The sequence below is a fragment of the Amycolatopsis sp. NPDC004378 genome (assembly GCF_053602455.1).
Genome location: NZ_JBSGDR010000003.1, coordinates 388,504 through 407,867 on the forward strand (window position 1 = coordinate 388,504; position 19,364 = coordinate 407,867).

The 19,364-nt window shown below is 71.9% G+C and carries 18 protein-coding genes; 11 read left to right on the forward strand and 7 right to left on the reverse strand.

Features of this window, described 5'->3' with window-relative positions; all coding sequences use genetic code 11:
* The first annotated feature begins 55 nt into the window (after positions 1-55).
* The 3 genes from ACWEN0_RS13445 (at position 56) to ACWEN0_RS13455 (ending at position 4,001) form a co-directional block, all read left to right on the forward strand.
* Entirely contained in the window at positions 56-763 is a 708-nt protein-coding gene (locus tag ACWEN0_RS13445; protein ID WP_451972706.1) for a hypothetical protein, read from the forward strand.
* Positions 764-925: 162 nt separating this feature from the next.
* A complete protein-coding gene (locus ACWEN0_RS13450) occupies positions 926-1,120 on the forward strand; it encodes a DUF6229 family protein (RefSeq protein WP_451972708.1) in 195 nt (64 codons plus the stop codon).
* Between the two features lie 85 nt (positions 1,121-1,205).
* Positions 1,206-4,001 (forward strand): type 2 lanthipeptide synthetase LanM family protein, encoded by a 2,796-nt coding sequence (locus ACWEN0_RS13455; RefSeq protein ID WP_451972710.1) that lies wholly within the window; start codon positions 1,206-1,208, stop codon positions 3,999-4,001.
* 36 nt (positions 4,002-4,037) lie between these two features.
* Here ACWEN0_RS13455 and ACWEN0_RS13460 read toward each other — a convergent pair whose 3' ends face one another.
* Positions 4,038-5,426, reverse strand: coding sequence for a KamA family radical SAM protein (locus tag ACWEN0_RS13460; RefSeq protein ID WP_451972712.1), 1,389 nt, complete (start codon positions 5,424-5,426; stop codon positions 4,038-4,040).
* Positions 5,427-5,557: 131 nt separating this feature from the next.
* Here ACWEN0_RS13460 and ACWEN0_RS13465 point away from each other — a divergent pair, with 131 nt between their 5' ends.
* The 4 genes from ACWEN0_RS13465 (at position 5,558) to ACWEN0_RS13480 (ending at position 10,472) form a co-directional block, all read left to right on the forward strand.
* On the forward strand, positions 5,558-7,156 hold the full coding sequence (locus ACWEN0_RS13465; RefSeq protein WP_451972714.1) for an amidohydrolase: 1,599 nt from the start codon (positions 5,558-5,560) through the stop codon (positions 7,154-7,156).
* Positions 7,157-7,167: 11 nt separating this feature from the next.
* Positions 7,168-8,802: an apolipoprotein N-acyltransferase gene (lnt, locus tag ACWEN0_RS13470; protein ID WP_451972716.1), complete on the forward strand. Its 1,635-nt coding sequence runs from the start codon at positions 7,168-7,170 to the stop codon at positions 8,800-8,802.
* Positions 8,803-8,828: 26 nt separating this feature from the next.
* Positions 8,829-9,596, forward strand: a complete 768-nt coding sequence (locus tag ACWEN0_RS13475; protein ID WP_451972718.1) for a polyprenol monophosphomannose synthase — start codon at positions 8,829-8,831, stop codon at positions 9,594-9,596.
* Between the two features lie 84 nt (positions 9,597-9,680).
* Positions 9,681-10,472 (forward strand): PIG-L deacetylase family protein, encoded by a 792-nt coding sequence (locus ACWEN0_RS13480; RefSeq protein WP_451972720.1) that lies wholly within the window; start codon positions 9,681-9,683, stop codon positions 10,470-10,472.
* On the opposite strand, the gene ACWEN0_RS13485 is transcribed toward ACWEN0_RS13480, so the two are convergent.
* A complete protein-coding gene (locus ACWEN0_RS13485; protein ID WP_451972722.1) occupies positions 10,405-11,154 on the reverse strand; it encodes a DeoR/GlpR family DNA-binding transcription regulator in 750 nt (249 codons plus the stop codon). The genes ACWEN0_RS13480 and ACWEN0_RS13485 overlap by 68 nt on opposite strands.
* 48 nt (positions 11,155-11,202) lie before the next feature.
* On the opposite strand from ACWEN0_RS13485, the gene ACWEN0_RS13490 reads away from it, so the two are divergent.
* Positions 11,203-11,817, forward strand: a complete 615-nt coding sequence (locus ACWEN0_RS13490; RefSeq protein WP_451972724.1) for an NUDIX domain-containing protein — start codon at positions 11,203-11,205, stop codon at positions 11,815-11,817.
* Positions 11,818-12,033: 216 nt separating this feature from the next.
* Here ACWEN0_RS13490 and ACWEN0_RS13495 read toward each other — a convergent pair whose 3' ends face one another.
* The 3 genes from ACWEN0_RS13495 to ACWEN0_RS13505 form a co-directional block, all read right to left on the reverse strand.
* Positions 12,034-12,381 carry an RNA polymerase-binding protein RbpA gene (locus ACWEN0_RS13495; RefSeq protein WP_003081521.1) on the reverse strand — a complete coding sequence of 116 codons (348 nt, stop codon included), beginning with the start codon at positions 12,379-12,381 and terminating at the stop codon, positions 12,034-12,036.
* Between the two features lie 226 nt (positions 12,382-12,607).
* A complete protein-coding gene (locus ACWEN0_RS13500; protein WP_451973310.1) occupies positions 12,608-13,279 on the reverse strand; it encodes a thymidine kinase in 672 nt (223 codons plus the stop codon).
* Between the two features lie 115 nt (positions 13,280-13,394).
* Complete coding sequence (locus tag ACWEN0_RS13505; protein WP_451972726.1) at positions 13,395-14,795, reverse strand: MFS transporter; 1,401 nt, start codon at positions 14,793-14,795, stop codon at positions 13,395-13,397.
* 245 nt (positions 14,796-15,040) lie between these two features.
* Between ACWEN0_RS13505 and ACWEN0_RS13510 the strand changes: the two genes are divergently transcribed.
* Positions 15,041-15,712 (forward strand): transglycosylase family protein, encoded by a 672-nt coding sequence (locus ACWEN0_RS13510; RefSeq protein ID WP_451972728.1) that lies wholly within the window; start codon positions 15,041-15,043, stop codon positions 15,710-15,712.
* A gap of 4 nt (positions 15,713-15,716) precedes the next feature.
* Here ACWEN0_RS13510 and ACWEN0_RS13515 read toward each other — a convergent pair whose 3' ends face one another.
* Positions 15,717-16,511, reverse strand: a complete 795-nt coding sequence (locus ACWEN0_RS13515; protein WP_451972730.1) for a glycerophosphodiester phosphodiesterase — start codon at positions 16,509-16,511, stop codon at positions 15,717-15,719.
* Positions 16,512-16,577: 66 nt separating this feature from the next.
* Here ACWEN0_RS13515 and ACWEN0_RS13520 point away from each other — a divergent pair, with 66 nt between their 5' ends.
* Positions 16,578-16,964 (forward strand): hypothetical protein, encoded by a 387-nt coding sequence (locus tag ACWEN0_RS13520; protein WP_451972732.1) that lies wholly within the window; start codon positions 16,578-16,580, stop codon positions 16,962-16,964.
* 142 nt (positions 16,965-17,106) lie between these two features.
* On the forward strand, positions 17,107-18,192 hold the full coding sequence (locus ACWEN0_RS13525) for a tryptophan dimethylallyltransferase family protein (RefSeq protein ID WP_451972734.1): 1,086 nt from the start codon (positions 17,107-17,109) through the stop codon (positions 18,190-18,192).
* On the opposite strand, the gene ACWEN0_RS13530 is transcribed toward ACWEN0_RS13525, so the two are convergent.
* A complete protein-coding gene (locus ACWEN0_RS13530) occupies positions 18,138-19,145 on the reverse strand; it encodes a tyrosine-type recombinase/integrase (RefSeq protein WP_451972736.1) in 1,008 nt (335 codons plus the stop codon). The genes ACWEN0_RS13525 and ACWEN0_RS13530 overlap by 55 nt on opposite strands.
* Positions 19,146-19,364 lie beyond the last annotated feature (219 nt).

The window sequence follows — 19,364 nt, forward strand, 5'->3', positions numbered from 1 at the left end:
GTCAGTTCCCGGCCAACCGCCGCCCGGCCGCGGAGATCGCCCCGAAGATGAGCGCGTGGGGCGATGGATCACCAAGGACGGCAAGAAGATCTACATCCGCGACAAGGGGACCGGGGTCGTGGTCGCGGCGGTCGTCGGCCTGGCGGTCGCCGGGGGCGCGGGCGGGGCGGGGGTGTTCGGTGGCGCGGCGGGGACGGCGTCGGACGCGCTCGCCGGGAACGCGGCCGGGGACGTGGCCGACTCGCTGCCCGGCCGGTCGCTGAAGACCCGGCAGGCCGAGGCCCGTGAGTCGGCCAAGCGCGGCAACGCGCGGGAAGCGTGGAGCCGGTTGAAGCTCAAGGAGCTCAAGCGGGCGGTCCGGCGGCTGGAGCGCGAAGGCGACTGCGTCGCGGCCGCTTCGGGCAAGGTGCGGGACTTCCTCGTCCGGACGCCGTGCACGTCGCTGGACCGCATGCTGCTGGCGGTCGGCGACGGCCACGGCAACGCTGCGGTCATCTCCGTGGTGCGAGTCGGATTCCGCACGAAGAAGCAAGCGAGGGACTTCGAGAAGGTCGAGGCCGTGCAAGGCGACGGCGACGTGCGCCCGCTGGAGATCGCGGCGGTCCTCGGGATCGCCGGCGTGCGGATGACCGGGCTGCACTACCGGTCCCGCGCGGACGGCACCGGCATGGTCGTCGCCGAGGCCGACACCGCCGCCGGTCACCTCGACCGCGAGACGCTCGACGCTCTGGCCGACGTGGCCGCCTACCTGCCGATCAGGTGAAGGTGGCCGCCTGTCGTCAAAAATACCGTTCCCGGATTTCGATTCGTGGTCGTCGCTAATGGGAGGAAGATTCGGCGGCCGAACGGTCGTCGAAACGACGTCGTGGAAATGGCTAGACTCCGCTGGTTGTGCCCGGATCCGTCGTCGAACTGGAGGTTTCCCATGCAGACCGTTGACACCACGGCCGTTCTCGAAGGCTGGTTGTCGGGTGCGGAATCGGCGCACGGCCAGGCGAATCCCGCCGGGCCGCTGTACGTCGGCGGGAACGCGGCCGAAGCCGCGCTGGTCGATCCGACCGACATGCTGTACGCGTTCTGTTCCAGCCCGACCGGTTCGCACGGCAGCTGGTGCTGCTGACGATATCGGGTCATCGGTACGCGCCCGCCATTCCCGTTCCCGGGAGTGCGCGGGCGCACTCGGATCGGATGAGGCGGAGGCCGGCGTGCTCGATTCGGCGGACAGCGGCACCCTTGCGTTCAGCGGACCCGTCGAACGGCTCGCGCGGCCGTGGCGGACTGCGCTGGCGGCGGACCTCGACGCGGTTCCCGGCCTGACCCCGGACGAGCGCGCTCTGGTGCTGACGGCCGGGAGCGACGCGCTGGTCCAGTCCCTGCACGCGAAGCTGTCCCGGGTGTTCCTCATCGAACTGCACGCGCGGCGGCTGGCGGGCGGGGACGACGACGAGATCTGGGCGGACTACGTCGAAGAAGCGATGCGCGAGGACTACCTGGCGAGCATCGAAGCGCGGTACCCGGTGCTGCCGGGGCGCGTCGAGCGGGTGGCGCGGGCGTCCGTGGCCGCCGTCGCCGGGTTCGCCGCCCGGCTGGCCGCCGACCGCCCGCGGTTCGCGCAGGTGACGCGCGGGACGCTGCGCGCGGTGACGTTCGGGCGTGGCGACACCCACCGCGGCGGCCTGACGGTCAGCCGCGTCGACGTCGGCGCCGGAACCGTCATGTACAAGCCGCGGAACTCGGCGATCGACGTCGCACTGGCCGCGCTGCTCGACGACGTCTACGCGGAGTTCCCGGACGCGCCGGAGACCGCCGAGCGGATCCGGGTGCCCGCGGTGCTGCTGCGCGAAGGCTACGGCTGGGCCGACTACGTCGAGCCGCGCTACTGCGCCGACGAGCACGAACTCGCCGCCTTCTACCGCAACATCGGGCACTGGCTGGCGATCCTGCGGCTGTGCGGTGGCACCGACATGCACGCGGAGAACATGATCGCGGCGGGCCCGGTGCCGGTCATCGTGGACGCCGAGACGTTGTTCGACGCCCCGGCGGAGTTCCCGGCCAGTGGTCAGGGCGACGCCGTGGACGTCGCGACCGCGGCGATCCGCCGGACGGTCCTGCGCACGGGGCTGCTCCCGGTCCGCGGCACCGGGTACGCGCTGGGCGGGGTCGACATCTCCGGGATCGGCGCGCTGCCCGGGCAGCAGCCGCGCATCCCCGCACCGGTTATCGCGGACGCGGGCACGGCCGCCGCGCGCCTGCGGGTCGACCTGGTGGACGTGCCGGCCGCGGGCAACCACCCCAGCCCGGAACCCGTGCTGCACGCCTACTGGGACCGTGTCCTGGCAGGCTTTCAGGAGATGACCGCGCACCTGCACCGCCTCGACGTGGCGCACCTGCTGCGGCACTTCGAGGGGGCCGAGGCCCGCCGGATCCTGCGGCCGACGCAGGCCTACGTCGACATCGGCCGGATGCTGTGGCACCCGGCTTCCCTGCACGACGAGGCGGCCGCGCTCGAGCGGGGCCGGGACATCCTGCGCCGCAACGCCGAAGTCCTGCACGGCGCGCCGCGGGACCTGCCGACGATCGACGCGGAGATCGCCGACCTGCTGGCCGGCGACGTCCCGTTGTTCGCCTTCACGGTGGACCGGGCGGCGATCGCGGCGTCGGTGGCCGACTGGCGCGGGGCGGACCTGCCGTTCGAGGAGGCGATCATCCAGGACGCGCTCGTCGGCGCCTACCTCAACGAGCGGACGTTGCCGACGCGGCGCCAGTACCCCGCGCACGAGCCGCACTGCCGGGACCGGGAGCACCGCCGTCGCGCGTTGGCCGCGCGGCTGGTCGGGCAGTTGTGCGACGGCGCGGTGCGCGGTGAGGACGGGACGGTCACCTGGGTCAGCCCGGTGTTCACGCCGGCGGGCTGGTCGATCCGGGTCCTGCCGGCCGATCTCTACACCGGCCAGGGCGGCGTGGTCCTCGCCCTGGCCGAGTACCTGGCCGAGGTGCGCGCCGGCCGGGCCGACGAGGTCGACGGCGTCCAGGAGTGCTTCGACGGCGCCTTGCGGGTGCTGACGAGCGTCGAGGAACTCACGGAGACGCCGTCAGCCGGGGCGTTCAGCGGTGCCGCGTCCCAGGTGTGGACGTGGCTCGCGCTGCACCGCGTGCTCGGCGAGGACTGGCTGCTGGAGCGCGCGGCCGGGCGGGCGGCACTGTTCTCCGACGGCCGCCGGATCGCCGAGGACCGCGAGGTGGACCTGCTCAACGGCGTCGCGGGCGCCGGAGTGCCGCTGCTCGGCCTCGCCGGGACCGGCCGGCCGGAGTGGCTGCCGGTGGCCGCGGCGGTCGGCAACCGGCTGGTGGAGCTGGCGGTGCACGAGGACTACGGGGCTCGCTGGCCCACCCGGCTCAACCCCGAGGGCATCGGCGGCTTCGCCCACGGCGCCACGGGCATCGGCTGGACCCTGATGCGGCTGGCCCTCAGCGACGCCGGCACGACAGCGGAACGCACCACCTGGCGGGAGCTGGCCGAGAAGGCGTTCGCCTACCAGGAATGGCTGTACCGCCCGGAGGAAGGCAACTGGTTCGACGCCCGGATCGGCAGCGAAGAGGACTTCTTCACCAGCTGGTGCCACGGCAGCGCGGGCATCGGCCTGGCAGCGCTCGACCTGCACCGGCGCACGGGCGAGCCGCGGTGGCTGGAGATGGCGGGCCGCGCCGCCCGCGCGAGCGCGGCGGAAGGGTTCGGCTGGAGCCACACGCTGTGCCACGGCGACATGGGCCAGTGGGAGGTGCTCGACGCGATCCGCCGGGCCGACCCGTCGTGGACCGGCCCGGGCCGCGACGAGATCGACGCCGAGCTCCTGACCGGCCTGGAGCAGCGTGGCCCGGTCGGCGGCCTGGCCCGCGAGGCGTTCTCGCCGAGCCTGATGTCCGGCTTGGCCGGCGTGGTGCACGGTTTGCTCCGCATGCACCCGGGCCACACCCTGCCCTCGCCGCTGCTGCTGGACTGATCCGGTGGGGCCCCGGTCCGGAGCCCCACCGGCAGGTCAGCCGCGCTGGTTGGCCCACCAGGCCTGCCCGGCCTCGGGCAGCGTCGCGATCGGGTCGTAGTACGGGTAGCGGCGCTGCAGGGCCTCCGGGTCGTCCAGCTCGATGCCCGTCCGGTAGTTCTTCGTCCAGTACGAGATGCCCAGCTCGCGGTCGTAGTCGGCCAGCTGGTGCACCCACCGCTTGCCGACGTAGGGCACGTCGCACACGATGCGCGGCGTCGCGTAGCCCGGCAGGTAGCCCATGATCGCGTGCTGCAGCTCCTGCGCCTCGTGCACCGACACCCGCCAGTGCTCGGCGTTCGGGATCATGTCGCACATGTAGAAGTAGTACGGCAGGATGTTCGCCTCGCCCTGCAGCGCGAAGCACAGGTCCAGCAGCGCCGCCGGGGTGGCGTTGACGCCGCGCATCAGGACGCCCTGGTTGCGGACGTCGCGCACCCCCACGTTCAGTGCCGTCTGGGCGGCCTCGGCCACCAGCGGGGTCACCGACTGGGCGTGGTTGACGTGGGTGTGGATCGCCAGGTTGACGCCGCGGCGCTGGGCGGTCACGGCGACGCGCTCCAGGCCTTCGACGACCTTGGGCTGGATCCAGTGCTGCGGCAGCGCCGCGAGCGCCTTCGTCGCCAGCCGGATGTCGCGGACGGTGTCGATGTCCATCAGGCGCATCAGGAACGACTCCAGCTGCGGCCACGGCACGTTGGCGACGTCGCCGCCCGACACCACGACGTCGCGCACGCCCGGGGTCTTCTTCAGGTAGGCGATCATCGCGTCCTGGCGGTCGACCGGCTTGAGCGCGAGCTTGTGCTTCTCGATCTGCTCGGTCGAGTTGCCGACCAGGTCCATGCGGGTGCAGTGGCCGCAGTACTGCGGGCAGGTCGAGATCATCTCGGCCAGCACCTTGGTCGGGTAGCGGTGGGTCAACCCCTCGACGACCCACATCTCGGCCTCGTGCAGCGAGTCGCGCTCCGAGTGGGGGTGGCTCGCCCAGACCGGGTCGCGGTCGCTGCGAACCGGGAGCATGTACCGGCGGATCGGGTCGGCGTAGAAGGCCTCGGTGACCTTCGCCGGGTCGGTGCCGGCCGTCGGCGCCATCGTGTTGAGCATCTGCGGCGGCAGCAGCATCGACATCGTCGCCATCTCGCGCTGGTCGGCGAGCAGGTCGTCGTAGAAGCGCTCCTCCAGCAGGTCGCCCATCAGCGCGCGCAGCTGCTTGGCGTTGCGGACGCAGTGCACCCGCTGCCACTGCGCGTCACGCCACTCGGCCTCGGTCACGTCGTGCCAGCCCGGGAAGCGGCGCCAGTCGGGTTCCACCAGCTCGGCGCGGGCGTACTCGTAGGGCTGGTCAAAGGCGGCGGCAGGCGTCACAGGTTCCTGGATCGCAGTCACTTGTACTCCTAGTCGTCGGGAACGCGTAAAAATATCCTGTCATAACGCTCTCACAGAGTAAATCTTCCTGCATGCTCGCGGATCTTCCCCCAGGTGGAGGAGGGGGTGACCGGCGAGGCAGACTCAAGGGCGTGACGGACGAACAGACGACGACGCTCCTGCTCGGCGGGCGCATCTACACCCCCGCCGGCCCGGACGCCACGGCGATGGCCGTCACCGGCGGCACCGTGGTCTGGGTCGGGCAGGACGCCCCGGCCCGCGCCCTGCACCCCGGCGCCCGGGTCGTCGACCTCGACGGCGCCTTCGTCGCCCCCGCGTTCGTCGACGCGCACGTCCACGCCACCGCCACCGGCCTGCACCTGACCGGCCTCGACCTCACGGGCGTCAAGAGCGGCGCCGAGTTGCTGGCCCGCGTCCGCGACGCCGTCGTGCCCGGCCGGGTCCTGCTCGCCCACGGCTGGGACGAGAGCGCCTGGACCGACCCGCGGCTGCCCAGCCGCGCCGAACTCGACGACGCCGCCGGCGGCGCCCCGGTCTACCTCAGCCGCGTCGACGTCCACTCCGCGCTGGTCTCCACCGCCCTGGTCGAGCTGGCCCCGGCCGCCCGCGACGCCGACGGCTGGTCGTCCGGCGGGCCGCTGACCCGCGCCGCCCACCACGCCGTCCGCGCGGCCGTGCGCGCCGCCGTCACCCCGGAGCAGCGCGAACACGCTCAGCGCGCGTTCCTCGCCGAGGCGGCCCGGCAGGGGATCGTCAGCGTCCACGAATGCGCGGGCCCCGACATCTCCGGCCGCGACGACCTCGCCGCACTGCTCGCCCTCGCCGGCCCGGGCACGCCGGAGGTCGTCGGCTACTGGGGCGAGCTCGGCGCCGTCGACACCGCCCGCGCACTGGGCGTCCGCGGCCTGGCCGGCGACCTGTTCGCCGACGGCGCGCTCGGCTCCCACACCGCCGCCCTGACAACGCCGTACGCCGACCACGACGGCACCGGTTCGCTCTACCTCGACGCGCGGCGCATCGGCGAGCACCTGGCCGTGTGCACCGAAGCCGGGTTGCAGGCCGGGTTCCACGTCATCGGGGACGCCGCCGTCGCCGAGGTCGTCGAAGGCTTCCGCCTCGCCGAAAAGGAAGTCGGGCAGCGCGCCCTGGCCGCCCGCCACCACCGGCTCGAGCACCTCGAGATGGTCACCGCCGAGCAGGCCGGGCTCCTGGCCGGCTGGGGCGTCGTCGCCTCGATGCAGCCGCTGTTCGACGTGCTGTGGGGTGGCCCGGACGGCATGTACGCCGAACGTCTCGGTGCGGACCGCGCGGCCGGGCTCAACCCGTTCTCGACGCTGGCCGCCGAAGGCGTCCTGCTGGCCTTCGGCTCCGACGCGCCGGTGACGCCGCTCGACCCGTGGGCCGGCGTCCGCGCGGCCGCCTACCACCGGACGCCCGGTGCGGGCCTGTCGCCGCGGGCGGCGTTCACCGCCCACACCCGGGCCGGGCACCGCGCCGCGGGCGTCAACGACGGCGTCACCGGCAGCCTCGTCCCGGGCGCGCCGGCGCACTACGCGATCTGGGACGCCACCGACCTCGTCGTCGCGACCCCGGACAGCCGCGTGCAGCGCTGGTCCACCGACCCGCGCGCCGGGGTTCCGCCGCTGCCGCGCCTCGAGCCGGACGCCGCGCTGCCACGCTGCCTGCGCACTGTCCGCGCGGGTGAAGTCCTCCACGACGCCATCACCTAGAGTTGTCACCCGTGGCAGTCACCGTCGCGGACCCGGAACCGGGCGTCCCGCACCACCCCGCCCGCACCCGGCGGTTCCCGCGAGCGTGGCTGCTGCGCCTGGCCGCCGCGCTGGTGTCCGGGTTCGCCTACTACCTGAGCTTTGCGCCGCGGCCGCTGTGGTGGCTCGCGCCCCTGGCGTTCGCCGGGTTCGCCCTCGTGCTGCGCGGGCGCCGGCGGTTCCGGGGCGCGTTCGGCTACGGCTTCGCGTTCGGGTTCGTGTTCTTCCTGCCGCTGCTGACGTGGCTGCTGGACTTCCTCGGCCCGGACTTCGGGCCGTGGCCGTGGCTGGCCCTGTCGTTCGCGCTGGCGCTCTACTACGGCCTCGCCGGCGGTCTCATGACCCTGGTGTCGCGCCTGCCGGGCGGACCGCTGTGGTCGGCCCTGGTGTTCATCGCCCTCGAGACGCCCCGCGCGTGGTTCCCCTTCGGAGGCTTCCCGTGGGGCCGGGTCGCGTTCAGCCAGCCCGAAGGTGCGTTCCTCCCGCTCGCTTCGATCGGCGGCGCGCCCCTGGTCGGCCTCGCCGTCGTGCTGAGCGGGTTCTGCCTGGCCGCGCTCGCCGGACGGCTCTGGGACGGCCGGAAGGTCCTCACGGCGGCGCTGCGGACGCGTCCGGTGGTCTTCGCGGCCGTCGGAACGGTGGTGCCGGTGGTGGCCGGGCTCGCGCTGTGGCCGACGATCGGCACCGACGCACAGGACGGCGAACGCACCGTCGCGACCGTCCAGGGCAACGCCCCCGACATCGGGCTGGCCCTGCAGGGCGAGCGCGACCTGCTGCGCCGCAACACCATCGCCGAAAGCGAACGGCTGCTGGCCGACATCCGCGCCGGGAAGGTGGCGAAGCCGGACCTGGTGCTCTGGCCGGAGAGCGCCACGACGGTCACCGGGCCGGACCCGCAGGTCGACCGGCTCGTCGCGAACTTCGGGGTACCGGCGCTGATCGGCGCGATCTACGAGCTGCCGGACCGGCACCTGCAGAACTCCGTCATCGCCTGGGACCCGGCCACCGGACCCGGGCAGCGGTACGCGAAGCAGCAGCTGGTCCCGTTCGGCGAGTACGTGCCGGCGCGGAAGGTCGCCGAGCTCGTCACCCCGTTCCTGGACAACGAAACCGTGGACATGGTCCCCGGCGACGGCGCGAACCAGGCGATGGCCGTCGCGGGCACCAAGGTCGGCGTGTTCGTCTGCTACGAGGCCGCGTTCGACTACCCGGCCCGCGACGCCGCCCGCGACGGCGCGGAACTGCTCGTGGTGCCGACCAACAACGCCTGGTACGGCGACAGCGAGATGAGCGTGCAGCAGCTGGCGATGTCGCGGCTGCGGGCGGTCGAGCACGGCCGGGCCGTGGTGGTGTCGGCGGTCTCGGGGGTGAGCGCCATCGTCGCCCCGGACGGCTCGGTGACCAGCTCAACGGGCCTTTTCACGGCGGATTCCCTGGTCGGGCGCGTCCCGCTGCGGACGCAGACTACGCTGTCGGATCGACTCGGTGCGTGGACGGAGTACGGGCTGCTGGCACTGGCGATCGCCGGGGTGGCCGGCGGGCTCGTGCTCCGTTTTCGCACCCGGCGCGTGAGCGCCGGCACGGCAGCAGGGGAAACGGCGGAGTGACCGCCGGGGATATCGGAGGAACACGGATGTCGCAGGCGCCGCGGGGGGCCCAGGGAATCGAGCCGGTGCTGGTGGTGATCCCGACCTACAACGAGCGGGAGAACCTCGGCCCGATCCTGGATCGCCTGCACAAGGTACTCCCGGACGTGCACGTGCTCGTGGTGGACGACGGCAGCCCCGACGGCACCGGCGAGCTCGCCGACGAGCGCGCGGCGGCCAACGACCACGTGCACGTGATGCACCGCACGGAGAAGGCCGGCCTCGGCGCCGCCTACATCGCCGGGTTCCGGTGGGGCCTGGCGCGCGAGTACGCCACGATCGTCGAGATGGACGCCGACGGCTCGCACGCGCCGGAGGACCTGCCGCGCCTGCTGGACGCGGTCGGCGACGCCGACCTGGCGATCGGCTCGCGGTACGTGCCGGGCGGCGCGGTAGTGAACTGGCCGCTCAAGCGGCAGGTCCTCTCGCGCGGCGCCAACATCTACTCGCAGATCGCCCTGGGCATGCGCACCCGCGACATCACGGCGGGCTTCCGCGCCTACCGCCGTCCGGTGCTGGAGAAGCTGGCCCTGGACGAGGTCAACTCCCACGGCTACTGCTTCCAGATCGACCTGACGATCCGCACGGCCGACGCCGGGTTCGAGATCGTCGAGGTGCCGATCACCTTCACCGAGCGCGAGATCGGCGAGTCCAAGATGGACGGCTCGATCATCCGCGAGGCGTTCCTGCGCGTCGCCTCGTGGGGTGCGGAGCGCCGCTGGCACCAACTGCGCCGCCTGCTCAGGCGCCGCTGACCCGCGCGGTCACGAGCCGGCGCCGAGAGCCGGACCCGGTTTCACTCATGCCGATTTCTCCTGTTCTCGGCCATCATGGGGCCGATGACGACCATCGTGGCCTTCCACGCCCACGCCGACGACCCCGTGCTGCTCAGCGGCGGCACCCTGGCCCGCGCCGCGGCGGACGGCCACCGCGTGGTGGTCGTCGTGGCCACCGACGGCATGGACGCAGCGCCGAGCCCGCGGTGGGCCGAGCTGGAGGCGAGCGCGGCCATCCTCGGCGTCCGGCGCGTCGTGCACCTCGGGTACGCCGACAGCGGGCACGGGCCCGAGCTGTACCCGGACCCGCCCGGACGGCAGCGCTTCGCCCGCGCGGAGACCGAGGAGGCCGCGCACCGGCTCGCCGCGGTCCTGCACGAGGAACACGCCGACCTGCTGCTGGGCTACGACGCCAACGGCGGCTACGGGCACCGCGACCACGTGAAGGTGCACGCCGTCGCGCGGCGGGCGGCGCGGCTGACCGGGACGCGGCTGCTGGAGGCCACCATCCCGCGCGACTTCGCGCTGCGGTTCGTCCGGGTGGTGCGGGCGCTGCGGATCCCGTTCGAGTACGACGCCGAAGCGCTCGAGCACGCCTACAGCCCGGCCTCGGCCGTCACGCACCGCTTCACCGTGCGGCGGTTCGCCGGGCGGAAACAAGCGGCGCTCGCCGCGCACGTGTCCGACGTCCGCGGCACCGGACGGCTGGCTGCTGTGCTGCGGCTGCTCGTCTGGCTGCCGGCGCCGCTGTTCGCCGTGGTGGCGGGCCGCGAGTGGTACGTCGAGGTCACGCCCGCAGGATCGGCACGCCCCGCTCTGCAAGTTCCTGCACGTTCTGTTCCTCGGCGTCGGTGATCACGCCCGCGATGTCGGTGAAGGGCAGCACGGAGAACCGCGACGCCGCTCCGAGCTTCTCGGCGCTGGCCAGCACGTAGGTGTCGGCCGCGCGGCGGGCCAGGGTGCGTTTCATGGCGGCCTCGTCGGCGTCGCCGGTGGTGAGCCCGGCGTCGGGGTGGACGCCGGTGACGCCGAGCAGGAAGACGTCGGCGCTGATCCCCTGGGCGGCCTCGGCCGCGGCGGCACCGCAGGTGACGGCGGAGTGCCGGAACAGGCGCCCGCCGAGCAGGAACACCTCGACGTGCCGGTGGTCGAGCAGGGCGACGGCCACCGTCGGGCTGTGCGTGACGACGGTGGCTTCGAGGTCCCTCGGCAGGGCCTTCGCGACGGCGAGGGTCGTGGTGCCGCCGTCGAGGATGACGGTCGAGCCGGGCCGGACCAGGCCGGCGGCCAGGGCGGCGACGCGGTCCTTGCCGTCGACGGCGATCGACGTCCGGCTCGCGTAGTCGGCGACAGCGGGGGAGACGGGCAGCGCGCCGCCGTAGACGCGCTGGCAGAGGCCGGCCGCGGCCAGGTCCCGCAGGTCGCGGCGGATGCTGTCCTCGGAGACGTTCAGCTCGGCCGCCACGTCCTTCGCCAGCACCTTGCCCTCAGCCGCCAGCCGGGTCAGCAACAGATCGCGACGCTCACCGACCAGCATGCACAGTCCTCCTTGTTTCTGCCGAGTCATGCACATTATGGTCGGGGCATGACCTCTTCGACAAGCCTCGACCGCAATCCGCGTGTCCGGATCACGGACGTGGAGCTGCTGGCGTCGGCCTGGCACGTCCTGCGCCGCACGACGTTCGAGTACCAGCACGGCGACGGCCATTGGACGACCGAGCAGCGCGAGACGTACGACCGCGGCAACGGCGCGGCGGTCCTGCTCTACGACCTCGCCGGCGGCACGGTGCTGCTGACCCGCCAGTTCCGCTACCCGGTCTACGTCAACGACCACCCGGACGGGATGTTCATCGAGGCCGCGGCGGGCCTGCTGGACGCCGACGACCCGGAGACGGCGATCCGTCGCGAAGCCCAGGAGGAGACGGGCGTCCGCATCGGCTCGCTGGAGCACGTGTTCGACGTCTACACGAGCCCGGGCTCGGTGACGGAGCGCCTGCACTGCTACGCGGCGCCGTATGACCCGGCGGCCCGGGGCGCGGGCGGCGGCATCGCGGAGGAAGGGGAGGACATCGAGGTGGTCGAGCTGCCGTTCGAGGAGGCCATGAAGATGATCGAGACGGGGGAGATAGCCGACGCGAAGACGATCATGCTGCTGCAGTGGGCCGCCCTGAGCGGCCCGTTCCGCGGTGCACTGGGGTAGGCGGGCCAGTGCGCACAGCCTGGCCGCCGCGCGCCTGAACTGCGCCCTCGGCCGGGCAAGCCGACGGGTGACCACAAGGGCTTTCCGGGTGCGTGCTCGCGTCACCAAGCCGCGGCCTGGCTGTTCCGGGTATGCGAAAGGCCCCCGCGGGGGGAGGTCGCGGGGGCCTTTCCGTTGTGGTGGGAGCGGTTGGCTACGGGCCGACGCTCGGAGGGCTTACGCGGACCGGGAGGTCCGGCGGCCCTTCAGCTCGGCGAGACGTTCGTTCAACAGGTCCTCGAGCTCGGGGATGGTGCGCCGTTCGAGCAGCATGTCCCAGTGCGTGCGCGGCGGCTTGACCTTCTTCTGCTCGGGCTGTCCGCCGTCGACGATCTCCGATTCGCTGCCGTGCAGGCGGCACTCCCAGACCGTGGGGATCTCGGCGTCGTCGGAGAACGGCACCTCGAACTCGTGGTTCTTCGGGCAGGCGTAGCGCACGGTGCGACGTGGGGCGAGGTCGTGGTTGCGGTCGGTCTCGTAGCTGACCGCTCCCAGCCGGCTTCCACGAAGAACACGGTCGGCCATGATGGGGGTCCTTTCAGTCAGCTCCGGGTGGAGCCAGGGTGATGCTCACCCTATGCAACGACTCGGGATCCCCGGGGATTCCCGGGAGACCATGTCGTTGCTCACGATGAGCTGCGTCACCCAACGGCATCAGCTTCCTCTAGTAGGAGGCGTTTCGCGCTCCGGCGTGACGTCAATACGGCCTTCTTAGTGCTGATATCCCCCGGATGGGCTACTGGCACCCGCGTCAGGTCAACCGTAACTGACCGTGACGACCAGTAACGGGCCCCAAGTCACCCGATCGAAAGTGGCGGCGGCACAATACCTGATAACGCAGAGTAGCGTTTTCGGCCTCAAAACCGGCCAAAGCTGAAGATTCAACTACGGATTGTTCGGTATCTGCCACCACAACGGTGTCGCCCTCGCGCACGACCTCGCCGTCGAGCACCCGCGCGTTGAACCTCCCGGGCAGCCCGCACCAGCACAGCACCTCCACCTGAACCTGCTGCAGCTCGTCCGCCAGTTCGAACAGGCGTGCGGCTCCCGGGAACAACCGGCTCCGGAAGTCCGTCGCGATGCCGAAGCAGTACACGTCGATCTCGACCTCGTCGGCCAGCTCGGCCAGCTGGTCGACCTGGCCGGGGGAGAGGAACTGCGCCTCGTCCACCACGACGTAGTCCACGTGCTGCCCGCGCGCCCACTCGCGCCGCACCAGGTCCCGCACGTCGGTGTCCTCGCCGACCTCCACCGCCTGCCGCGTCAGCCCGATCCGGCTCGAGATCTGCGGCGCACCCGACCGGTCGTGGCGCACCAGCACCAGCCCGCGCCGGCCCTGCCGCGCGTGGTTGTGGTCGATCTGCAGCGCCAAGGTCGACTTCCCGCAGTCCATCGGCCCGTAGCAGAACTTCAGCCTGCCCACCGGCGGTGTCCCGCGGCGCGAGCCGGCCGCGGGAACCGACGAAAGGGCATCGGTGGGATCGGGGCCGGCGGCCCGGTCGTTCACGAAGGTCACGACGGCCGACCCTATCGGGGCGTCACAGCACCTCCGGCGGGGTGTTGCCCGACGCCACGATCGCCCGCCGCACCGGCACCAGCCACACCAGCACCAGCCCGGCCGCGAAGAAGATCACCAGCGCCACGATGGCCAGCCGGAACGACCCCGTCGCCTGCCCGACCCCGGCGAACAGCAGCGGCCCCAGCCACGACGTCCCGCGCTCGCCCACGACGTAGAGCGAGTAGTACTGCGCGTCCTTGCCCTTCGGGATCATCTGGCTGAACAACGACCGCGACAACGCGTTCGTCCCGCCCAGCACCAGCCCGATCCCGACCGCCACCGCCAGGAACTGCACCAGCTGCTTCGGCTGCACGAAGTACGCCCCGGCCAGCACCACGATCCACAGCACCAGGCTGCCCAGGATCGTCCGCTTCGCCCCGATCCGGCGCGCCACCAGCCCGTGCAGCGTGCCACCCAGGTACGCCACGAACTGGATCACCAGGATCGTCACGATCAGCACCTCGTCGCCGAAGCGCAGCTCGTCCTTGCCGTACTGCGCCGACACCGTCACCACCGTGTTGATCCCGTCGGTGAAGACCAGGTAGCTGCCCAGGAACGCCAGCGTCAACGGGTACGCCTTCGCCGCCACGATCGTCTGCCGCAGCTCCGCGAACCCCGCCCGCAGCACCGACGACCCCGGCGCGACGTCCACCGGCGTGTGCCGCCGGGGGAGCGCCCGCACCGCCGGGAAGGTGAACACCGCCCACCACAGCCCCGAGGTCAGGAAGCAGATCTGCACCGCCAGGCCCTTGCTCACGCCGAAGGTGTCGTGCCCCAGGTAGAACCCGAGCTGCAGCGCCAGCGCCAGCCCGCCGCCCAGGTAGCCGAACGCCCAGCCCTTCGCCGAGATGTCGTCCCGCTCGTCCGGCCCGCCGATGTCGACCAGGAACGAGTAGTAGATCACCAGCGAACCGCCGTAGCCGATGTTCGCGATGATGAACAGCACCACGCCCAGCTGCCAGTCCGAACCGGCCAAGAAGAACATCGCCGCCGCCGCGGCCGCGCCCAGGAACGCGAACCCGCCCAGGATCCGCCGCTTGTTGTGGCTCCGGTCGGCCACCGCGCCCGCGATCGGCAGCACCAGCACCTGCACCACCGTCGCCACCGACAGCAGGTATCCCCACACCGAGCCGGCCGGGAAGTGCAGCCCGAACAACGTCACGTCGCAGTTGTGGAGCGTGTCGGTCTCGCCCGCCGCGTTCAGGCACGCACGGTCCCCGTTAAGGGTGAAGTTCGTCTTCGCGTCCGCGGCCGCGATCGTGCTCATCGACAGGGCGCCGAACACCGTCGTCGTCGACGAATAGAACGGCGAATTCGCCCAGTCGTAGAAATACCAGCCCCAGCGCTCGCGCTTGGTCGAGCGCGTCCCGGCCAGCGTCATCCACGGCTCCTCAACTCCGAAAAACAGCAGGTCAGCGCGGAGACTACTGGTGCGCCGAGGAGCGCGTGCCCGGACCACCCGAACCGTGTCCGCTTTGTCGCTTCGTGCTCATCCGCCACTTCCGGGGCGAATCACGGTCCGCCCCGCGCGGCGTGTCGCGCACAGAAGTGAACGGTGTTTCGTGTGAGACTGAGGTGCGCAGTGTGTCTCTTGTGGTCAAAGGGACACGCTCCTACTGTGCTCCCATGATCCAAAACCGGAGACGCACCGCGGCGAGACTCCTGCTGCTCGCCATCGCCGCCTTGGGTCTGCAGCTCACCGTCCCCGCCGTGGCCTCCGCGGATCCCGCGTCGAGCACCTGGGCCAAACTCCGCATGTGCGAGTCGAGCGGCCGCTACGCCACCAACACCGGCAACGGCTACTACGGCGCCTACCAGTTCGACCTGCCCACCTGGCGCAGCGTCGGCGGCGCCGGCCGCCCCGACCAGGCCGCGCCCGCCGAACAGGACTACCGAGCCCTCTACCTCTACCGCATGCGCGGCTGGCAGCCCTGGCAGTGCGCCGGCATGCTCAAGCTCACCGGCGACGCCGACGCCCGCAGCAAGCGCGTCCCCACCTACGCCGAAGCCGCCTACATCGGCGGCGGACCGGCCCCCGCACCCACCCCCGCCCCACCCGGCGGCCCGATGCCCGCCTGGCCCGGCGTCGTCTACTCCTACGGCGACTGCGCCGCCCCGCTCAAGGCGTTCCAGCTCCGCATGAACGCCTACGGCTACGGCTTCACCGGCACCGGCTGCTACTACGACAAGACCCGCACCGCCGTGCTCGACCTCCAGCGCGCCAACGGCATCAAGGACAGCGGCCTCCTCGGCCCGAAAACCTGGACCGCCGCCTGGCAGGGCAAAGCACCCCGCTGACCACTCACGACGGATCTTGGGACTGCTGCCACGCACCCCGCTCGATGAGCACCTCGCGCAGCAGGTCCGGCCGGTCTGTCACGATCCCGTGCACCCCCAGGTCCAGCAGCATCCGCATCTCCGCCGGGTCGTCGATCGTCCAGGTGTGCACCTCGATGCCGCAGCGCCCCGCCATCTTCAGGAACGCCTTGTCCACCACCCGCAACGCACCCTGGCGCACCGGCACCTGCGCCATCGCCCCCAGCACCTGCCGCCGCAACGGCAGCAGCGGGAACCGCCCGCAGCTCCACAGCACGAACGCCGACCGCGGCCCCATCGCCGTCACCAGCTTCGGCCCCGCCAGCTTCCGCAACCGCGCCAGCCGGCCGTCCGAAAAGGACGCCGCCGCCACCCGGTCGTGCGCCCCCGTCCGCTCCAGCACCGCCACGAACGGCTTCACCGCCTGCTCGGCCTTCACGTCCACGTTGAACCGCGCTTCGGGCAGTTCCTCCAGCACGTCCTCCAACCGCGACAGCGGAGCCTTCCCACCCACCTTGACGTGCTTCAGCTGCGCCCACGTCTGCGTCGCGATCGGCCCCGACCCGTCCGTCGTCCGGTCCAGGTTCGCGTCGTGGTGCACCACCACCACACCGTCCGCCGTCGCGTGCACGTCCGTCTCCAGGTAGCGGTACCCCTCGGCACACGCCCGCCGGAACGCCGGCAACGAGTTCTCGAGCCCCTCGAGCTCGTCGAGGTGCCACCCCCGGTGCGCGAACGCACGGGGGAGCGGATCGGCCAGGTACGGAAACGACGCCTGCATCCCCCCAGTGTGCCCTTCCGCCATGACCCCGGCGTGAGCAACCGGTGGCCAGCTAGGGTCTCCCGGGTGAGGGAAGCCGCCGAACTGACCCAGCCCGCCGCCCCGACCGTCGACGTCATGCCGGGTCGGCGTGGCGCGCCCCGGCACTGCGGCTGGTGCGGACGGCGCCTCCCCGAAGGCGGCAACGTCGGCCGCCGCCGGCGCTACTGCGGCCAGTCCTGCCGCCAGCGCGCCTACGAACGCCGGACCGTGCTGCAGCGCAGCGGCCTCCCCGAAGACGCCGTCGTGCTCTCCGAAACCGAGGTCGCCGCCCTCCAGGACCGCCTGTTCCAGCTCCGGTGCGCGGCCGAAGACATCGTCACCGCCGCCGACGACGGCGCCGGAGCCGGCGAACTCCGCGGCCTCGCCGACGAAATCGCCCGCGCCGCGAAAGACCTCGAACAGCTCCGCTGACCGGCACCCCCGAGCACATTCGTGCACATCTCGATCACCCGGTCACCCCACTTGCCCGCCAAGGATCGCCGCCGCCGACCCCGGCCTGAAACCCTGACGCTCAGTGGCCGACCGGTGAGCCGAGCGTGGGGGAGACATGCGGATGACAGGGCGGGCCCGGGCCTGGGCGAGCGTCGACAGCCAGGACACCCCCACCTACCGGGACGTCGTCACGGCCCACCTCGCCGTGTCGTCCCTGGCCCTCGGCCTCGAACACGCAGCCGTCGCGCGGCACGTCGAACTCGCCGGCTCCCTGATGGGCGACTGGGCCGACCAGCCCGTCACCCGGCTGGACAACCACCACTCCTTCGCCGCCAACGACGGCTCACCGGTCGAGTTCTCCTTCGCGATGACCCGATCCGGCGCCGAAGCACGCATGGGCTTCGAATCGCTCGACACCCCCGCGCGCCTGACGAACCACCACTTCGTCCGCTGGCTGCACGACGTGCTCGCCGTCGACGTCACCCGGCTGCACCTCGTCGAAGACCTCTTCACCCCCAAGCCGTCAGACCTCTTCTCGATGTTCTGCGCCACCGCGTTCCGGCCCGGCGAACCCCTCTTCAAGGTCTACCTGAACCCGGGCGCGGCACCGCACCGAACCATCGGCGAAGCCCTGCACCGCCTCGGGCTGAGCGAACCCTGGGCCCTGCTCGACGACCACCTCGGCCCCGGCTGGGCCGACTCGCCCCAGCACGAGATCGCCGTGTTCGCCCTCGACCTCGGCGCCACACCCGAAGCCAGGGTGAAGCTCTACTTCCGCCACACCGGCGCCGAACCCGAAGCCGTCGAACGGATCGCAAGCCTCGCCGACGACCACCAACCGGACCTCTTCACCAAGATCCTCACGCGCATCCACGGCTCGACAGCCGACCTCACCAAGGCACCCATGACCTGCCTGGCCTTCCGGGAAAGCCGGCCCCGGCCCGCCTCCGCCACCCTCTACTGCCCGCTCGACCCGAACCTCCGCGACGACGCCGAAGCCGCCACCCGGGTGCGCGACCTCCTCGAGATGTCCGGCATCGCCCCCGAAGACTTCGACGCCATCGCCACCGCCGTCTCCGGACCCGACCTCACCACCGGACGCCGGCTCAGCTGGCTCAGCTACAAACAACCGGCCGACCCCGTCGTGACGGTCTACGCCGGACTCGACGGACACCCACCTGACCCCAGACCGTCCAACGCCCGGTAAGTCCGGTTGCTCGCGGCCGCCGCACGCTGCTCCCGGCCCGTCGCCTCGATGTAGTTCTGGCTCGTCGCCAAGCTCGCGTGCCCCAGCAACGCCATGATCTCCGACGCCGTCGCCCCGTCCTCCGCCAGCCGCGTCGCGAACGTGTGCCGCAACGCGTGCAGATTCGCCCCCGCCGGCACCCGGTCGTGCAACCCCGCACCCCGGTAACACGACTTCACCAGGTACTCCAGCGCACCCCGCCCGATCGGCTCACCCGCGCGATCCAGCAACAACGGCGAACCAGGGGAGAAGCGCACGTGCGGGAACCGCACCCGGCACGACGCCCGGTACCGCTCGATCAGCTCCGCCAGCACCGGCTGCACCGGGATCGACCGGTCCCGGCTGCCCTTCCCCTTCACGTGCAACCTCGGCTCACCGGCCCGACCCACCAGCGACCGCCCGGTCAACGCCCGCATCTCCGCCGCCCGCAACCCCGCCACCAGCCCCAGCGCGATCACCAGCACGTCCCGCTCCGGCCACGGATCCCGCGCGCGCCGCGAACCCGCGGCCGCCGCCGACAGCAGCTGCTCCGGGGTTTCCTCACCCCGCAACGGCTTCGGCGTCAACGCCGGCGTCCGCGGCCGCGCCACCGCACCCATCGGATTGCCCTCCAAGAGCCCGTCCGCCACGCAGAACGTCAGGAACTGGTTCCACGTCGACCAGGCCCGCAGCACCGAGCTCTTCGCGTGCCCGTCCGCGAACGCGCCGAACACCGAACGCAGCGCCGGCCCGGTCAGATCGGCGACGTCCAGGTCCTCGGCGGGGCGGCCGAGCTCGGAAACCAGGAGAGTGGTGATCCCGGCGAGGTCGCGGCGGTAGGCGTCGGTGGTGTGCGGAGAGTCCTTGCGGGGACGGCGAGCGGCGAAGAAGGCTTGCTGCGCCTCGGAAACCTTCATGTGGATCTTGTACCGCACACCACCGACAATTCCGGCCCCTGGGTCCTCCTCGACATTTCATGCATAATGTTGATTATGCATGAAATGTCGGTTTAGCCGGGATTCGTCCCCTGGGGGATCCGAGGCTCTCTCGGGCCGGATCCGAGCCTTCCGCAGCCCGCCGAGTGCCCTTGACGGGGATACGCACAGGTGTTCGATCAGCCAGTTCGGGCTGCGGCGGCCGCTCGCAGGGGTCGA